The sequence below is a fragment of the Caballeronia sp. GAFFF1 genome, assembly GCF_023630705.1.
In the GTDB taxonomy this organism is placed as follows: Bacteria; Pseudomonadota; Gammaproteobacteria; order Burkholderiales; family Burkholderiaceae; genus Caballeronia.
The window spans coordinates 229709-245266 of sequence record NZ_JALQEM010000041.1 but is presented as its reverse complement, the minus strand read 5'-3'; the positions used below and the strand labels follow the sequence as shown (position 1 = coordinate 245266).

Sequence of the window (15558 nt, the reverse complement as noted above, 5' to 3'; positions counted from 1 at the left end):
AAGGGGCGTCCTATACTGTTTGCCCTGACCGACTCTCTCCCCCGGCGCCCCAAGCATGCCGCGAACTTCCCGCATTTCATCGCCTTCCGCCGATACCGACGCAACGGCATCGCCATCGCGCCGCCGGATGCTACGCGGTCTCGCCGTCTCCGCAGTGGTGGCGCCGAGTGCCAACGCTGCGTCTTCGCTGTTGCAGCCGCTCGCGGTTCAGCCGTGGACGCGCACGCCCGGCGCTCCGATTCTCGAGCATCCGTACGGCGTGCCGTCGCCGCATGAAGCGAACGTCGTGCGCCGCGCAGCCCGTGCTTTTCCCGTGCCCGGCCAGGCTTCGTCGCTGACGCCGCTCGCCGATCTGCATGGCGCGATCACGCCGAACGGCCTCGTCTACGAGCGGCATCATGCGGGCGTGCCCGACATCGATCCGGATCAGCATCGGCTCGCGATTCACGGCCTCGTGCGCGAGCCGAAGCTCTTCACGATGGAGGACTTGCTGCGGCTGCCATCCGAATCGCGCGTGTACTTTCTTGAGTGTTCGGGCAACACCGCAAGCGAATGGAAAGGGCCGAGCGGTCTGCCGGTTCAGATGACGCACGGCTTGCTGTCGTGCTGCGAGTGGACCGGCGTGCGTCTTTCGACATTGATCGAAGCCGCAGGCGGTCTCGCGGCCAATGACGGTCAGACACCGCGCTGGATGCTCGCGGAAGGCGCCGACGCCGCCGCGATGACGCGCAGCCTGCCGCTCGATCGCATTCTCGACCGCGCGCTTGTCGTCTATGCACAGAACGGCGAGCGCCTGCGGCCGGAGAACGGCTATCCGCTGCGGCTCGTGGTTCCCGGCTTCGAGGGCAACACGAACGTGAAGTGGCTGCGCAGGCTGAAGTTCGTCGACGCGCCGCTGGAAACGCGCGAGGAAACGTCGAAATACACGGACCCGCTCGCGAACGGGCAGGCCCGCCAGTTCGTGTTCGAGATGGACGCGAAGTCGGTCATCACGCGACCGTCGCCGGGGCATCGGCTCACGGTTCACGGCTATTACCCGATCATCGGACTCGCGTGGTCAGGGCGTGGCTCGATTCGCAAGGTCGAGGTGTCGACCGACGGCGGGCGCTCATGGCAGGAAGCGCAGCTCGACGGCCCGCCGAAGGATCGCGCGTTGACGCGCTTTCATGCAGGCTGGGTGTGGAACGGCGAGCCTGCCGCGATTCTCTCGCGCGCCACCGATTCGACCGGCTACGTTCAGCCGACGCGCGAGGCGCTGGTCGCCGCGCGCGGGCTGAACTCGAACTACCACTACAACGGCATTCAGCAATGGCGCATCGGCGCCGATGGCAGCGTGAAAAATGCATAACGCCCCGGCTCTGAAGCATCGTCTGTTGCGGCCGTTGATGATCGGCGTCGCTGCGGTATCGCTGGCTGCTTGCAGCACGCCCGCACGCGATGGCGGCGCGCAGAACGCGCTGACGCACGACCCGACACAGCGCGCGGCCATCGACGCCATCGGCACGCCTTTGAACGCGACGAACATCGCAGCATGGAACATCGACGTCGCGCCCGATGGCCGTGGCCTGCCCGCAGGCAGCGGCGACGTGGCGACCGGCGCGCACATCTTCGCCGCGAAGTGCGCCGCGTGTCACGGCGCGAACGGCGAAGGCGGCATGGGAGACCGGCTCATCGGCGGACGCGGCACGCTCGCGAGCGACAAACCGGTGCGCACGGTCGGCAGCTACTGGCCGTACGCCACGACGCTCTTCGACTACATCCGCCGCGCGATGCCTTATAACGCGCCGCAATCGTTGAGCGCAGACGAGGTGTACGCGTTGAGCGCATGGATTCTGAATCGCAACGGCATCGTGCCCGACGACGCGCGGCTGGACGCGCATTCGCTCGCCGCCATCCGCATGCCGAATCGCGACGGCTTCGTGCCGGACCCGCGGCCGGGCCATCTGTGAGAAACGCGAGCTTCGTCGCGCGCGCCCGCCTAATGCGATGAAACGTACTCCGCGCCGGCGAACGGCGGCGGGACGGCGAAACTCTCGCGCATGCGCTTCGTTTCCGCGGCTGGTGTCGTTCCGAACAGGCGCTTGAATTCCCGATTGAATTGCGAGGCGCTCGCATAGCCCACCGCATGACAGGCCGCCTCCGCCGTCATGTCCTGACGCACCATCAAGAGACGCGCCTGATGCAGCCGCGTCGACTTCAGATATTGCATGGGCGACGTGTGCGTGATGGCCTTGAAATGGCTGTGGAAGGTCGGCACGCTCATGCCTGCTTCGCGCGCCAGTTGGGTGAGATTGAGCGGCTGCGCGTACGTCGCGTGAATGCGGCGCAATGCCTTGCCGATCTTGCCGAACTGCCCCTGCATCGCGAGCGCCGAGCGCATCACATGGCCTTGCGCGCCGGTCAGCACGCGGAAGTACAGTTCGCGCACCAGCGCGGGACCTAAAACCGCTGCATCGAGCGGCCGGCTCAACGCTTGCAGAAAGCGCAGGACAGACATGCGCAACTCGGCGTCCATCGGACTCGACATCATGCTTTGCGGTGGTTCCGCGCGCGCCGGCATGTGATGACGGTCGATCTGAATCATCAGCTCTGCCGCCACCTGAAAATCCAGATGCATGTAGATGGCCAATAGCGGATGCTCAGGCGTCGCGTCGGTTTCCATCGTAAAGGGCACGGGCACTGCGACGGCCAGATAATGCAGCTCGTCGTACAGATACACCTCATCGCCGAAATAGCCGCGCTTGCGTCCCTGACAGACGATCACGATGCCGGGATCGTAGAGCACAGGCGTGCGCGACAACGCGCGGTCCGAACGCAGGATACGCACGTCGGGTAGCGGCGTGAGGTTGTAGCCTTCCTGCGGCGCCAACGGCCGTAGCAAGTCCACGATACGCTGCCGGGATGCGGCGCTCTCTTTCGATGACATGGAAGGCGGCGATAAGATTAGGCAATAAAAGAAGAAAATTCGGCCTTAAAGCACGTCGGTGCAAAGAATACTATGCACTCTCTTTCATTTCATCGAAGAGGTGCGCATGTCATCCAACCGAATTCTGCTCATCACCGGCGTCAGCAGCGGTTTCGGCCGGGCACTCGCTCAGGAGGCGCTTGCGGGAGGCCATCGCGTGATCGGCACTGTGCGAAACGAGCAGGCGAAGCAGGACTTCGAAGCCCTCGCGCCGGACAGGGCCGTGGGCTGCCTGCTCGATGTGACGGACTTCGACGCGATAGACGGCGTCGTGGCCGAGATCGAGTCGACCGTCGGACCGATCGACGTGCTCGTGAACAACGCGGGCTACGGTCACGAAGGCGTGATGGAAGAATCGCCGCTCGCCGAGATGCGTCGACAGTTCGACGTGAACGTGTTCGGCGCGGTCGCAATGATGAAGGCCGTGCTGCCCGGCATGCGCGCGCGGCGCAAGGGCCACATTCTCAACATCACGTCGATGGGCGGCTTCATCACGATGCCCGGCATCGCCTACTATTGCGGCAGCAAGTTCGCGCTGGAAGGCATCTCCGAGACGCTGGCCAAGGAAGTGAAAGCGTTCGGCATTGCCGTGACGGCAGTGGCGCCGGGTTCGTTCCGCACCGACTGGGCTGGCCGCTCGATGGCGCGCACGCCTCGTTCGATTGCCGATTACGATGCGCTCTTCGATCCGATTCGCCGCGCGCGCGAGGACAAGAGCGGCAGGCGGCTCGGCGACCCGGTGAAGGCGGCGCGCGCGATGCTGGCCGTCATCGAGAGCGACTCGCCGCCCGTGCATCTGTTGCTCGGCAGTGACGCGCTCAGTTTGGTGCGCGACAAGCTGACCGCGCTCGCTGACGAGATCAGCCAGTGGGAAACGCTCTCCCGTTCCACTGACGGCTGATGCGGCGGCCCGTTTTAGCTGAGTCGCTTCCACGCCTGATGTCGAAGGGCCTCGCGAAGTGTGGATGCGTTCCACTCCTCGTCGAGCGCCCGGCGCATCAGCGCTTGCTGGCTCTCGGGCGCGAGACCGCCCACTGGCGGATCGCGATCGAGATTCGTCGGGAACGCATAGCCTTCAGCGGTCGATGCAATCACGCAATCAATATCTGTCGCTGTGAACCGGCCTCTCGCCCGATAGTCCAGCAGCACGGGATAAACGGCTTCGCACATGCGCATGCGATCGAGCGTTTCCATGGCGCGCCCATACGCTGAAGAAATCTGCAAGAGATTGGCCATGCGCTGCACGTCTTGCGTGCGGTTCGCGCCGGCCGCATGAAACAGCGCCGGATTGAAGAAGAGGGCGTCGCCCTTTGCTAGCGGCAACTGCACGCAGTGCGTTTCGAAGAAGTCGCGAAAGTCGGGACGTCGCCACGCGAGGTAGCCCGGTGCGTAACGCTGCGAGAACGGAAGCAGCTTCGTGGGCCCGCTTTCTATCGGCATGTCGCTGTGCGCGACGGCGCCCTGAAGCGTCAGCAACGGCGACATCGTATGCACATGCGCCGGGAAACGCTGTACTTCGTCCGCGGTCTGAAAGCCGAGATGGTAATCCCGGTGCGCCTGCTGCGCCGCGCCGCCAGGACGAACGACGTTGACTTGCGTGGTCATCTGAAAGCCGGGTCCCAGCCACGCCTGCGCGACGCTCGCGATGAACGCGTTCGAGAAATAACGCGCGAACACGGAGGGCGCCGCTAGACACAGCTTTTCATGCGCATTCCAGATGCGGTCATTCGCGCCTGCTTTGGCGAAATGGTCGGCGCCGCGCGTGCCCGCTTCGCGTTCCTGTCTGATGATCGAATCGAAGATATGCGTCGCGTCGTCGACGGGCGATGTATCGTGGAAAGCGCTTTTGAGCACGAGGACGCCCGCGCCGTCGAGCAGCACGTTCGCCCATTCGGCCTGCAACGCCTGCTGCCCGACAGGATCGATCAACGCTTCATCAAGCGCGCGGCAATCGTAGATAGGAATGTCGCGTTGAGTCTCGGCCGCGAATCGCAGGACGGCATCGGTCCTTCTTTGTAGTTGTTGCGCGAATGCTTCGAGCGAGCAGTCGCTTTCGCGATACCAGTTCGTTGCTGACGTCTCGTGGCGTTCATTCGTGGCATCCATGTCTCGCTCCGATTTTTTTCCTAGCATAGACGCATCGTCGCGGCCTGCGTTACCATGAACCCATCAAAAAACCATCAAATCCGGGCGTTTCGATGGCTCATCGGTTCCTCGTGAAGGAGATCGCCTTGCAGGCGGGCGTCGGCGTCGCCACAGTGGACCGCGTGTTGAACGAACGCCCCAACGTTCGCGAAGGCACGCGTAGGCGCGTCGAGCAGGCGATACGCGAACTGGAGAAGCAGGCGCTGCAACTCGCGACGACGGGACGCAAGCTCATCATCGACGTCGTGGCCGAAGCTCCGTCCCGATTCACCACCGAGATTCAGGACGCACTCGAAGCGGAGTTGCCCGCATTCCATCCCGTCGTGCTACGACCGCGCTTCTTCATGCGGGAAACGATGCAGACCGCCGAGGTCGTCGAAACGCTTCGCTCGATTGGGCGCCGAGGCAGTCATGGCGTGGTGCTGAAAGCGCGTGACGTCGCCGAGATTTCAGAGGCGATCGGCGCGTTGAAGACAATGGGCATACCTGTCGTGACCACGTTCACGGACATTCCGCTGTCAGCACGCATCGCGTATGCAGGGCTGGACAATCGCGTGGCGGGCGCGACGGCGGCGTATCTCATCGGGCAGTGGCTACGCGGTCTCGACGGAACCGTGCTCGTCACCTTGAGCGACGAAGGCTTCAGAGGAGAAGAAGAGCGCGAGGCGAGCTTTCGACGCGCGTTGCGCGTGAGTTATCCGAACCTCGATTTGCTCGACGCGAGCGGCGGACACGGACTCAACATGCAAACCGAAGAGCGCATGCGCAAAGTCGTGACGACGTGTTCGAAGATTGCGGCGGTGTACTCGATGGGCGGCGGCAATGCGGCCGTGCTGAAAGTGCTGGAGGCGGCGAGCCAGCGCCCGCTTTGTTTCATCGGGCATGATCTCGACCGCGACAACGTCGGCTTGCTGCGCGAGCGCAAGGTGCACGCGATCCTTCACCACGACCTGCGTCAGGACATGCGTTCGGCTTGCCAGCACATCATGCACTTTCATCGGCTCATTCCTGCTTCCGCGATTGCGCCGTCTTCTTCGGTCGTCGTGGTGACGCCGGAAAATATCCCCGAACATATCGCGAGCCGGTTTCGCTAGAGCCGTCGTTGTCGACGCGCTATCCGTTGTCGCCGCCTGCAACGGGCAACACCGCGCCCGTGATATAGCCGGCGTCGTCCGAGGCAAGAAAGAGGATCGGGGCGATCTGCTCATCGAGCGTGCCGTAACGCTTGAAGAACGTCGAGTCCGTGACCTGCTTCACAGCTTCGCTCATCCATGCCTTCTCTTGTTCGCTGTCGCCATCGGCGTTTCGCGGCACGCGCCGCGGGGGCGCTTGCGTGCCACCCGGCGCCGCAGCGACCACGCGAATATCGTGTTCGCCATACTCCATCGCGAGCGACTGCGTCAGCGCGTTGACGCCGCCCTTAGCCGCCGAATAGGGCACGCGGCGAATGCCGCGCGTTGCATTCGATGACACGTTGACGATGGTCCCGCGGCCTTGCGCAAGCATGTGCGGAAGGACCGCATGACACGCGTACAAGGTCGGCATGAGCGAGCGCCGTATTTCTGCATCGATCTGCGCGGGCTCGAACTCGGCGTACGGCCGCATGCGAATCGCGCCGCCCACGCCGTTGACGAGAATATCGATGCGGCCGAACTTCTGCACGGCGAACGCCATGGTGGACGCTGCACCGTCATAGGTCTCCAGATCCGCGACGAAGCCCGCCGTGTCCGCGCCCGTCGCTTCGGCAGCGACTTCGCGAACGAAGTCGGCGCGGTCCACGAAGAGCACCTTCGCTCCTTCGGCCGCCGCGCGCAACGCGACGCCCCGCCCGATGCCCTGCGCCGCGCCGGTCACGACCATTACCTTGCCTTCGAATCGTCGCGCGTTCATGCGGTCACCGGCGCTGCGTTGGGAGTGAATTTTTCGTAGTGGAAGCTGTTCGGCTTCACGCCGTTGTCGTCGAAATGCTTGCGCACCGCGTCGACCATCGGCGGAGGACCGCACAGATACACATCCACGTCGCCATCGTTCAGACATTCGGCTGGCATGTGCTGCGTCACCCAGCCCTTGCGCGGATGGCTCGAAGCCGCTTCCGCGACGACGGTGCTGAACGTGAAGTTCGGCAGCTTCGCCGTGTACGCCTCGATGGCGTCGACCTGTACGAGGTCCATATCGCGCGTAACGCCGTAGATGAGGTGAACTGGCTGCTGCGAGCCGGCGCGCGCGAGCACCTCCAGCATGGACAGAAACGGCGCGAGACCCGTGCCGCCCGCGAGGAACAGCAGCGGACGCTCCACTGCGCGGAGATAGAAACTCCCGAGCGGTCCGGTGAACTCGACGTTATTGCCCGGTTTCGCCGATTCGAGCCATGTGCTCATCACGCCGCCCGGAATCCTTTTGATGAGAAAGCTGATCCGCGACGCACCCGGCGCGGAAGAGAACGAATACGAGCGATGCTCGCCGCTGCCGGGAACGTCGATATTGACGTACTGGCCCGGGAGAAACACGGGCGCTGCGTTGTCGACATCGAGTTCGAGCACCACGGCCGCGTCGTTATGCTGCTCGACCTTCGTGACGGTTGCGGTGAATTTGCTCTGCGCGGTCTTGCACGCCGTAGACGAAGCCGGAACTGCAATGACGCAATCGCTTTGCGGCACCATCTGGCAGGTGAGCACGAGCCCGCTGTCCTTCTCGTCGTCGCTCAGCGCGTCTTCGATGTAGTCGTCGCCCAGATCATAGCGGCCGCTCTCGGCGCGGCATTTACAGGTGCCGCACACGCCGTCGGAACAATCCATCGGCAGATTGATCTTCGCGCGAAACGCGGCATCGAGGACCTTCTCGCCGGCCTTGCATTCGACAAAGCGCGTCACGCCGTCTTCGAAATTCAATGCGATGTTGTAGCTGGACATACTGCCTCCTGTTTGCGTGATGCTCTCCGGCCAGTGGAATCAAACGTGATAGACGTCGAGCACCTGGCGGATATAGTCGTTCTTCAACACGATCTTCTTGCGCGCGATGAGCAAGCGGTCGTCGACCTTGCGCAACGTGACGAACAGAGTTCCGAAGAAGAGGTCCGTCACCTTGTAGCGATGGCACAGCGTGTTGAAGTTGTAGCGGACGTCGATCTCCGCGTCGCGGTCGGCCAGCACTTCCACATTGCTGATGGTGTGGCTCGTGCGCGGCTCCGGCATCGATGCGCCGCTGCGCTCGGTCTTGATGCGGAACACGCGATCTTCGAGGCCGCCGCGATCCGCGTAATACATCAGCGAGATTTCGCTGTGCGGGTCCTCGGTAAGTTTGTCGTCGTCGTCCCACGCGGGCATCCAGTATTCGACGTCTTCCGTATAGCAGGCGAGCCACTCGTCCCACTGACGGTCGTCGAGGAAACGCGCTTCCTGATACAACGCGCTGCATATCTTCTGGTAGTCGGTGCTCATGCCGTCGCCTCCGTCTGTTCTTTGCGCAGGGCTTCGCGCATGGCGCGCATCCAGTATTCGTGCTGAACCACGAAGAGGCCTTCGTCTTCGCTGCGCTCGCCCGAGATGAGCGGGTTCAGGCCCATGCTCTTCGCATTCGCATCGGGTCCGTGAATCCACAGCGGCGCACCGCGCGACATGTCGTTCCACATCGAGGTCGCGCTCGCATAGCCGGCCTGACACGCACGGAACTCTTCGAGGTCGTCGCTCGTGCCCATGCCCGAGACGTTGAAGAAGTCTTCGTATTGACGAATGCGGATGGCGCGGCTCTCTGCGCTTTCGCCTTTCGGCGCGAAGCAGAAGATGCTCACTTCGGTCTTGTCGACGCTAATTGGCCGAACCACGCGAATCTGCGTGCTGAACTGATCCATCAGAAACACGTTCGGATAGAGGCACAGGTTGCGCGTCTGATTGACGATGACCTTGGCCTTGTCCTCGCCTACGCGCGCCGCAATCTCGTCGCGGTGTTCGTAGACCGGGCGCACTTCGGGGTTCACCGTATTGGTCCACAGCAGGATGTGTCCATGCTCGAAGCCATAGACGCCCGCAACGGATTTGCTCCAGCCGTTCGCATCGACTGCCTTGGTGCCTTCCACCTTACGGCGGCCCATGGTTGCCGCATAGTTCCAGTGCACCGTGCTGACGTGATAGCCGTCGCAGCCGTTTTCCATTTGCAGCTTCCAGTTGCCGTCGTAGATATACGAGGAATTTCCGCGCAGCACTTCGAGACCATCGGGCGCTTGCGACACGATCTGGTCGATGATGACCTTCGTTTCGCCGAGATAGTCTTCGAGCGGCATCACGTCGTCGCTGAGGCTGCCGAACAGGAAGCCGCGATAGTTCTGAAAGCGCGCCACTTTCTTCAGGTCATGCGAGCCTTGCTTGTTGAACTGCACGGGATACTCGGTGGTTTTTTCGTCCTTCACCTTCAGCAGCTTGCCTGCGTTCGAAAACGTCCAGCCGTGAAACGGACAGGTAAAGCTGCCCTTATTGCCGTGCTTGCGGCGGCACAACATCGCGCCCTTGTGGGCGCAGGCATTGATGACCGCGTGCAGCTCGCCGGCCTTGTCGCGCGTAATGACGATGGGCTGGCGGCCGATCCACGTGGTGTAGTAATCGTTATTGTTCGGCAACTGACTTTCATGAGCCAGATAGACCCAGTTGCTCTCGAAGATGTGTTTCATCTCGAGTTCGTACAGATCCGGGTTCGTGAAGATGTCGCGACGGCAACGGAACACGCCGTTTTCGTTGTCGTCCTGAACGGCGTTGTTCAGCAAGTCCTCGAGGCGCCGCGTTTTGTCGATAATTGCAGACATGAGTCGTCTCCTATGCCGGCTTCGCGATGAAGCCATCGGCATCGGTTCGAATGATTCGTGTGTGAGAAAAGCGGCCCCGGTGCGGGCCGCCGGGATGTCGTCAGGCGGTAACCGCGATGCGCGGTCGGTTGACCAATTGGTTGTCCTTACCGTCGACGAGCGGAGTCAGGCGAATGTCGAACTGGATTTCTTTGTACGCATCCGTCTTGAGACCGAGGTCTTTGCCACCGGTCTTGTCCACTACATGCGGCACCAGTTCTTCGCGCGTCGCGTAGGCGAAGTCGTCCCAGATCAGCGGGTCGCCTTCGATATTGATTTGCGTCGTCAGCTTGCGCGTCTTGTCGCTTGTGACGAAGAAGTGCACATGCGCGGGACGGTTGCCGTGGCGAGCGAGCGCGTCGAGCAGTTGCTGCGTCGCGCCTTGCGGCGGGCAGCCATAACCCACCGGCATGAGCGTGCGAAATTCGTACTTGCCGTCCGCGCCCGTGCGCACCGCGCCGCGCAGATTGAAATCGTCCTGCGCGCCCGTCGGGTCGAAATGCGAATAGAAGCCCTTGGAATTCGCGTGCCAGCATTCGACGACCGCGCCTGCCACGGGCTTGCCGTCGGCGCCCGTCACGGTGCCGCGAATGACGAGCGGTCCGGCGTCTGCGTCGGGATTGACGTCGATCTTCGACACGCCATCACGCACCGGCGCGCCCGCGACATACAGCGGACCTTCGATGGTGCGCGGCGTGCCGCCGTGAATGTCCGCCTCGCGGTCTGCTGCGTCCATGCGGATGTCCAGATACTTCTCGATGCCGAGGCCCGCTGCGAGAAGCGCTGCCTCGCCATCCTGTCCGAGCTTGTTGAAGTAGTGCACGCCGGTCCAGACTTCATCCGGCGTCATGTCGAGGTCGTCGATGGCCTTGAAGAGGTCCGCGAGCAGACGATGCGTGATCTGCTTCGCGCGTGCATTGCCCTGCTGCGTGCCGAGGTTGGCAGCGGCCCTAAGCAGGTCCTGCACTTCCTTCGTGTCGAATACTTTGGCGCTCATGTCTGCTCCTGACTCTCTATTGGGTTAACCCTTGTTATCGCCGCTTTGGATATGCTCGAAAGGTATAATCGGTCGATGAAACAAGGCGTGAATGCAGAATAGTGGACGCCCAAACGCATCGTCCAACACTGATTTAGTATCGCGCCATATCCCGGAGGTATCGTATGGAACTGCGACATCTCCGCTACTTCGTAGCGGTAGCCGAGGAGCGCAACTTCACGCGCGCCGCACAGCGGCTCCATATCGCGCAGCCGCCGTTGAGTCGGCAGATACAGCAGTTGGAAGAGACGCTGGGCGTGCAGCTATTCGAACGGAACTCGCGTCCTCTGAAGCTGACGGAGACGGGCAAGTTCTTCTACGAACACGCGGTGCAGTTGCTCGCCAAGACCGCGGAACTCGAATCCATGACACGGCGCGTCGGCAATATCGAGCGCAGCATGTCGGTGGGTTTTGTCGCATCGACGCTTTACGGGCTCTTGCCGAAAATCATCCGCCGCTTCAGGGACGAGAACCCCACCGTCGAACTGAGCCTTCAGGAGATGTCGACGACCGACCAGATCAGGGCGCTCAAGGAAGGCAATATCGACGTCGGGTTTGGCCGCATTCGTCTGGAAGACGCGAATATCCGGCGCGTGGTGCTGCGAGAAGAGAAGATGATCGTCGCGTTCCCGCTCGGTCATCCGCTCGCGCTGGCCAAGCCGGTGTCGGCCTTGCGGGACCTCGTCAACGAGACGCTCATCATTTACCCCAAGACGCCGCGCCCGAGCTATGCAGACCAGGTTCTCGCAGCGTTTCAGGACCGCGGACTCAAGCCACGCAAGATCTACGAAGTGCGCGAAATTCAGATCGCGTTGGGGCTGGTGGCCGCTGGCGAAGGCATTTCCATCGTCCCCAGCAGCGTGTACGGCTTGAAGCGCGACGATGTCAGCTATAAAGAACTCGACGACCCGACTCTCACGTCGCCCATCATCATGAGCATGCGAGCGATGGACGAATCGCGCGATATCAATGAGATGCTGGCGCTGATTTATCGGCTCTACGACGAAGAGCACATCTCGCACGTCGCACCCGCCGACAAGGCGCCATAGCGCGTGATACCTGCGCGGTATGGCACTAGACGTCGATGGTCTTGGACAGCCGGAGTTTGCGCGGGCAATACTTCAGCAACCCATCCATTTCCGTCACTCCAGGTATGAACGCCCACATTACTTCCGTCGAAACCATTCTGGTTGACCTTCCGACCATTCGCGCGCACCAGCTTTCCATGGCGACGATGCAGCATCAAACGATGGTCATCATCCGCCTGCATGCGAGCGACGGCATAGAGGGCATCGGCGAAGCGACGACCATCGGTGGTCTGTCGTATGGCGAAGAAAGCCCCGAAGGCATCAAGCTCACTATCGATACTTATCTCATGCCGGCGTTGATCGGGCAGGACGCGACGAACATCAACGCGGCGATGCTCAAGCTGAACAAGGTCGCGCGCGGCAACCGCTTCGCGAAGTCGGGCATCGAAACGGCGTTGTTGGACGCGCAGGGCAAGCGGCTTGGCGTTCCCGTCTCGACGCTGCTCGGCGGCGCGGTGCGCAAGACGCTTCCGGTTCTATGGACGCTCGCGAGCGGCGACACCAACCGCGATATCGAGGAAGCGGAGATGCTGCTTGCTGAACGCCGGCATAACGTGTTCAAGCTGAAGATCGGTCGCCGCAGCGTGCGCGACGACGTGGCGCATGTCGCGAAGATCAAGGCGGCGCTGGGCGAGCGCGCGAAGGTGACGGTCGACGTGAATCAGGCGTGGAACGAGGTCGATGCGGCCTTGGGTATACAGGCTCTGGAGGCAGCGGGCATCGACCTCATCGAGCAACCTACGCCGCGTGAGCAGCGGGGCGCGCTCGCGCGTCTTGCCGCGCGGTTCGTCGTCCCGATCATGGCGGATGAAGCCGTCACCGGGCCGGAAGACGCACTCGAACTCGTGCGCGACGCGTGCGCCGATGTCTTTGCGCTGAAAATCGCGAAGTCCGGCGGCATCTTCGGCATGATGCGCACGGCAGCCGTTGCGGACGCGGCCGGCGTGGCGCTTTACGGCGGGACGATGCTCGAAGGCAGTATCGGGTCTATCGCTTCGGCGCACGGCTTCAGCGCGCTGCCGCAACTCGCGTGGGGCACGGAGTTGTTCGGTCCGCTGCTGCTGAAGGACGACATCGTGACGGCGCGTCCGCTGTATCGCGATTTCGATTTGCATCTGCCGGAAGGTCCGGGGCTTGGCTTGCAGATCGATGAAGAGAAGCTCGCGTTCTATCGTCGCGACAAGAAGGCGTAACGCCCGCCGCATACCATATCGACCGGCGTTGGTCATTGCATAGCGAACGAGCGCCATCCACAGGAGCAAGCATGCTTTATCTCGTCAGAACGGACGTTCACTTGCCGCACGACATGCCCGCAGCACAAGCCGACGAAATCAAGGCGCGGGAGAAAGCCTATTCGCAGGAACTGCAACGGGCCGGGAAGTGGCAGCAATTGCATCGGGTGGTCGGAGAGTACGCGAATTACAGCGTCTTCGATGTCGACTCGCACGACGAACTCCATACCATCTTGTCCGGCTTGCCGTTGTTTCCTTATATGACCATGCAGGTGACGCCGCTTGCGCGTCATCCATCGGCCATTCGCTGATACGGCGAAGCGGGCGGCGCAGCATGTCGCTCGCCTGAAAAGTTTTTCTATCCCGCCCGCGCAGTTCTTCTGATTTGCTCCCACGCCTTGCATGGCCGAAGATTGAGTCACCGGAAAGCAGCGCTGCATCCGATCTTTCTCAACCGAACAGAAGGACGGACATCATGAAATTCGCAAACAAGGTGGCACTCGTCACGGGCGGCACGTCGGGCATCGGTCTCGCAGCCGCGAAGCTATTCATCGAAGAAGGGGCGAAGGTCATCGTCCTGGGCACTCACGAAAAGCGGCTTGCCGATACGCAACGCGAACTCGGCGACGCAGCCACCGTCCTGCGCGCGGACTTGCGCGATCCGTTGCAGATCGAACGTGCAGTGGCGGAGGCCATCGAAGTTCACGGCGCGCTCGATATCGTGTTCGCCAACGCGGGAGCAGGCACTGCGGCGCCGTTCACCGATGTGACGCGTGAGCAGTTCGACGACCAGTTCGCGTTGAACGTGAGCGGCCTGTTCTTCACAATCCAGAAGGCCGCGCCGTACCTTCGCGACGGAGGCAGCATCGTCGTCACGACCTCGTTTCTCAATACGGTCGGCACGCCCGGACTCTCGGTGCTGTCGGCGACGAAGGCGGCCGTTCGATCACTGGTGCGGTCGATCGGCGCGGAACTCGCGCCGCGCAATATTCGCGTGAACGCGGTCAGTCCCGGCCCGATCGACACGCCGTTCGCAAGCAAGCTCGGCCTCAGCGAAGATGAGTTGAAGAAGACCGGCGAAGCGCTCGCCGCAGCCGTTCCGCTCAAGCGAGCGGGCCGGGCGGACGAAATCGCGCGGGCGGTGCTCTTCCTGGCAAGCGACGACGCGTCGTACATGACCGGCGCAGAACTCGTGGCCGACGGCGGACTCTCGCAAATTTGACGATAAGCGGCCGCGGGCGGGCGTCGCCCGCGGCACGCCACACCGCCACGGCTCGTGCATGGAGAGCGCTACGCAAGGTACAGTCGCTTCTTCGACACGACTCACGATTTTCATGCGAGCTCCCACCAATCTCAATGCACTGCGCGCTTTCGAGGCCGTGGCGCGTCATCTCAGCTACACGGCGGCGGCATCGGAACTCAACGTCACGCCAGCCGCGGTCGGCCAACTGGTTCGCGGGCTGGAAGACTATCTGGACGTGGAGCTGTTCCATCGCTCGACGTCCGGCGCGTCGCGATTGACGCTCACCGACGCCGCGCGTAACGCGCTCGCCGATCTGCAAGGCGGATTCGATCTGCTGTCGAGCGCCGTCGAACGACTGAAAGCCAGCAGGTCGCGCATCAGATTCACCGTCACGGTGCCTCCCGCCTTCGCCGATAAATGGCTGCTGTGGCGCGTCGAGCGCTTTCAACGCAAGCATCCTTATTACGACCTCCGCATCGACACGAGCGGACACCTCGTCGACTTCGCCGCCGAGCGTATCGACGTAGGAATCCGATACGGCGGCGGCACCTGGCCGAACCTCGTCTCGACATTCCTCCTGCGCGACGAATTCTTCCCTGTGTGCAGCCCGAAGCTACTCAAGGGGCGACGCGCGTTGAAGACGCCGCTCGATCTGAAGCATCACCAGTTGATCCACGACACCTCGATGCGCGGCTCCGTGGTCTTTCCGACATGGCGTTCGTGGCTCCTGCATGCAGGCATTCGCAATGCGGCGGACACCGATCGTGGACTCCAGTTGAACGATTCCGCGATGGCCATTCAGACCGCGATATCGGGCAATGGCGTCGCGCTCGGCCGCACGACGTTGGTGGAGCGCGACCTTGCGGAAGGCCGTCTCGCGAGACCGTTCGATATCGTGCAGGGCTGCGAACTGGCGTACTACCTCGTGCACCGGAAAGAGAGCGCGAAGAGCGCGCCGGTCATCGCCTTCAGGGAATGGCTGCTGGAGGAGATCGGGTCGCGGTAAGGCCGATTGCGC

At 62.5% G+C, this 15558-nt stretch carries 16 protein-coding genes; 9 read left to right on the top strand and 7 right to left on the bottom strand.

The window, feature by feature from the left end:
* Positions 1 to 55 precede the first annotated feature (55 nt).
* Positions 56 to 1348: a sulfite dehydrogenase gene (soxC, locus tag NCR37_RS26450; RefSeq protein ID WP_502800599.1), complete on the top strand. Its 1293-nt coding sequence runs from the start codon at positions 56 to 58 to the stop codon at positions 1346 to 1348.
* On the top strand, positions 1341 to 1949 hold the full coding sequence (locus tag NCR37_RS26445) for a c-type cytochrome (protein ID WP_250475765.1): 609 nt from the start codon (positions 1341 to 1343) through the stop codon (positions 1947 to 1949). The genes soxC and NCR37_RS26445 overlap by 8 nt, the downstream gene beginning before the upstream one ends.
* Positions 1950 to 1978: 29 nt before the next feature.
* Here the strand turns inward: NCR37_RS26445 and NCR37_RS26440 are convergent, their stop codons facing one another.
* Positions 1979 to 2926, bottom strand: coding sequence for an AraC family transcriptional regulator (locus NCR37_RS26440; RefSeq protein ID WP_250475764.1), 948 nt, complete (start codon positions 2924 to 2926; stop codon positions 1979 to 1981).
* Between the two features lie 106 nt (positions 2927 to 3032).
* Here NCR37_RS26440 and NCR37_RS26435 point away from each other — a divergent pair, with 106 nt between their 5' ends.
* Positions 3033 to 3866, top strand: coding sequence for an oxidoreductase (locus tag NCR37_RS26435; RefSeq protein ID WP_250475763.1), 834 nt, complete (start codon positions 3033 to 3035; stop codon positions 3864 to 3866).
* A 14-nt stretch (positions 3867 to 3880) separates the two neighbouring features.
* Here NCR37_RS26435 and NCR37_RS26430 read toward each other — a convergent pair whose 3' ends face one another.
* The gene (locus NCR37_RS26430; RefSeq protein WP_250475762.1) at positions 3881 to 5071 is read right to left on the bottom strand and encodes a phytanoyl-CoA dioxygenase family protein; all 1191 of its coding nucleotides are present in this window, start codon (positions 5069 to 5071) and stop codon (positions 3881 to 3883) included.
* Between the two features lie 92 nt (positions 5072 to 5163).
* Between NCR37_RS26430 and NCR37_RS26425 the strand changes: the two genes are divergently transcribed.
* Positions 5164 to 6204 carry a LacI family DNA-binding transcriptional regulator gene (locus NCR37_RS26425; RefSeq protein WP_250475761.1) on the top strand — a complete coding sequence of 347 codons (1041 nt, stop codon included), beginning with the start codon at positions 5164 to 5166 and terminating at the stop codon, positions 6202 to 6204.
* Positions 6205 to 6223: 19 nt separating this feature from the next.
* On the opposite strand, the gene benD is transcribed toward NCR37_RS26425, so the two are convergent.
* The 5 genes from benD to catA all read right to left on the bottom strand — a co-directional run bounded on the left by benD (position 6224) and on the right by catA (position 10938).
* Positions 6224 to 7000: a benzoate diol dehydrogenase BenD gene (gene benD, locus NCR37_RS26420; RefSeq protein WP_250475760.1), complete on the bottom strand. Its 777-nt coding sequence runs from the start codon at positions 6998 to 7000 to the stop codon at positions 6224 to 6226.
* Positions 6997 to 8019, bottom strand: coding sequence for a benzoate 1,2-dioxygenase electron transfer component BenC (gene benC, locus NCR37_RS26415; RefSeq protein ID WP_250475759.1), 1023 nt, complete (start codon positions 8017 to 8019; stop codon positions 6997 to 6999). The genes benD and benC overlap by 4 nt, the downstream gene beginning before the upstream one ends.
* A gap of 39 nt (positions 8020 to 8058) precedes the next feature.
* Entirely contained in the window at positions 8059 to 8547 is a 489-nt protein-coding gene (gene benB / locus NCR37_RS26410; RefSeq protein ID WP_250475758.1) for a benzoate 1,2-dioxygenase small subunit, read from the bottom strand.
* Positions 8544 to 9902, bottom strand: a complete 1359-nt coding sequence (locus NCR37_RS26405) for a Rieske 2Fe-2S domain-containing protein (protein WP_250475757.1) — start codon at positions 9900 to 9902, stop codon at positions 8544 to 8546. The genes benB and NCR37_RS26405 overlap by 4 nt, the downstream gene beginning before the upstream one ends.
* A 100-nt stretch (positions 9903 to 10002) precedes the next feature.
* Positions 10003 to 10938 carry a catechol 1,2-dioxygenase gene (gene catA / locus NCR37_RS26400; protein ID WP_250475756.1) on the bottom strand — a complete coding sequence of 312 codons (936 nt, stop codon included), beginning with the start codon at positions 10936 to 10938 and terminating at the stop codon, positions 10003 to 10005.
* A gap of 164 nt (positions 10939 to 11102) precedes the next feature.
* On the opposite strand from catA, the gene NCR37_RS26395 reads away from it, so the two are divergent.
* The 5 genes from NCR37_RS26395 to gcvA all read left to right on the top strand — a co-directional run bounded on the left by NCR37_RS26395 (position 11103) and on the right by gcvA (position 15546).
* Positions 11103 to 12026, top strand: a complete 924-nt coding sequence (locus tag NCR37_RS26395) for a LysR family transcriptional regulator (RefSeq protein WP_250475755.1) — start codon at positions 11103 to 11105, stop codon at positions 12024 to 12026.
* Between the two features lie 104 nt (positions 12027 to 12130).
* Entirely contained in the window at positions 12131 to 13258 is a 1128-nt protein-coding gene (locus NCR37_RS26390) for a muconate/chloromuconate family cycloisomerase (protein ID WP_250475754.1), read from the top strand.
* 71 nt (positions 13259 to 13329) lie between these two features.
* A complete protein-coding gene (gene catC, locus NCR37_RS26385) occupies positions 13330 to 13608 on the top strand; it encodes a muconolactone Delta-isomerase (RefSeq protein WP_250475753.1) in 279 nt (92 codons plus the stop codon).
* Positions 13609 to 13772: 164 nt separating this feature from the next.
* Positions 13773 to 14519 (top strand): SDR family oxidoreductase, encoded by a 747-nt coding sequence (locus NCR37_RS26380; RefSeq protein ID WP_250475752.1) that lies wholly within the window; start codon positions 13773 to 13775, stop codon positions 14517 to 14519.
* 112 nt (positions 14520 to 14631) lie between these two features.
* Entirely contained in the window at positions 14632 to 15546 is a 915-nt protein-coding gene (gcvA, locus tag NCR37_RS26375) for a transcriptional regulator GcvA (RefSeq protein ID WP_250475751.1), read from the top strand.
* Positions 15547 to 15558 lie beyond the last annotated feature (12 nt).

Bases quoted from the DNA above. Each gene is read 5' to 3' on its own strand.
- soxC (WP_502800599.1), top strand. From the start codon at position 56: ATGCCGCGAACTTCCCGCATTTCATCGCCTTCCGCCGATACCGACGCA.
- NCR37_RS26445 (WP_250475765.1), top strand. From the start codon at position 1,341: ATGCATAACGCCCCGGCTCTGAAGCATCGTCTGTTGCGGCCGTTGATG.
- NCR37_RS26440 (WP_250475764.1), bottom strand. From the start codon at position 2,926: ATGTCATCGAAAGAGAGCGCCGCATCCCGGCAGCGTATCGTGGACTTG.
- NCR37_RS26435 (WP_250475763.1), top strand. From the start codon at position 3,033: ATGTCATCCAACCGAATTCTGCTCATCACCGGCGTCAGCAGCGGTTTC.
- NCR37_RS26430 (WP_250475762.1), bottom strand. From the start codon at position 5,071: ATGGATGCCACGAATGAACGCCACGAGACGTCAGCAACGAACTGGTAT.
- NCR37_RS26425 (WP_250475761.1), top strand. From the start codon at position 5,164: ATGGCTCATCGGTTCCTCGTGAAGGAGATCGCCTTGCAGGCGGGCGTC.
- benD (WP_250475760.1), bottom strand. From the start codon at position 7,000: ATGAACGCGCGACGATTCGAAGGCAAGGTAATGGTCGTGACCGGCGCG.
- benC (WP_250475759.1), bottom strand. From the start codon at position 8,019: ATGTCCAGCTACAACATCGCATTGAATTTCGAAGACGGCGTGACGCGC.
- benB (WP_250475758.1), bottom strand. From the start codon at position 8,547: ATGAGCACCGACTACCAGAAGATATGCAGCGCGTTGTATCAGGAAGCG.
- NCR37_RS26405 (WP_250475757.1), bottom strand. From the start codon at position 9,902: ATGTCTGCAATTATCGACAAAACGCGGCGCCTCGAGGACTTGCTGAAC.
- catA (WP_250475756.1), bottom strand. From the start codon at position 10,938: ATGAGCGCCAAAGTATTCGACACGAAGGAAGTGCAGGACCTGCTTAGG.
- NCR37_RS26395 (WP_250475755.1), top strand. From the start codon at position 11,103: ATGGAACTGCGACATCTCCGCTACTTCGTAGCGGTAGCCGAGGAGCGC.
- NCR37_RS26390 (WP_250475754.1), top strand. From the start codon at position 12,131: ATGAACGCCCACATTACTTCCGTCGAAACCATTCTGGTTGACCTTCCG.
- catC (WP_250475753.1), top strand. From the start codon at position 13,330: ATGCTTTATCTCGTCAGAACGGACGTTCACTTGCCGCACGACATGCCC.
- NCR37_RS26380 (WP_250475752.1), top strand. From the start codon at position 13,773: ATGAAATTCGCAAACAAGGTGGCACTCGTCACGGGCGGCACGTCGGGC.
- gcvA (WP_250475751.1), top strand. From the start codon at position 14,632: ATGCGAGCTCCCACCAATCTCAATGCACTGCGCGCTTTCGAGGCCGTG.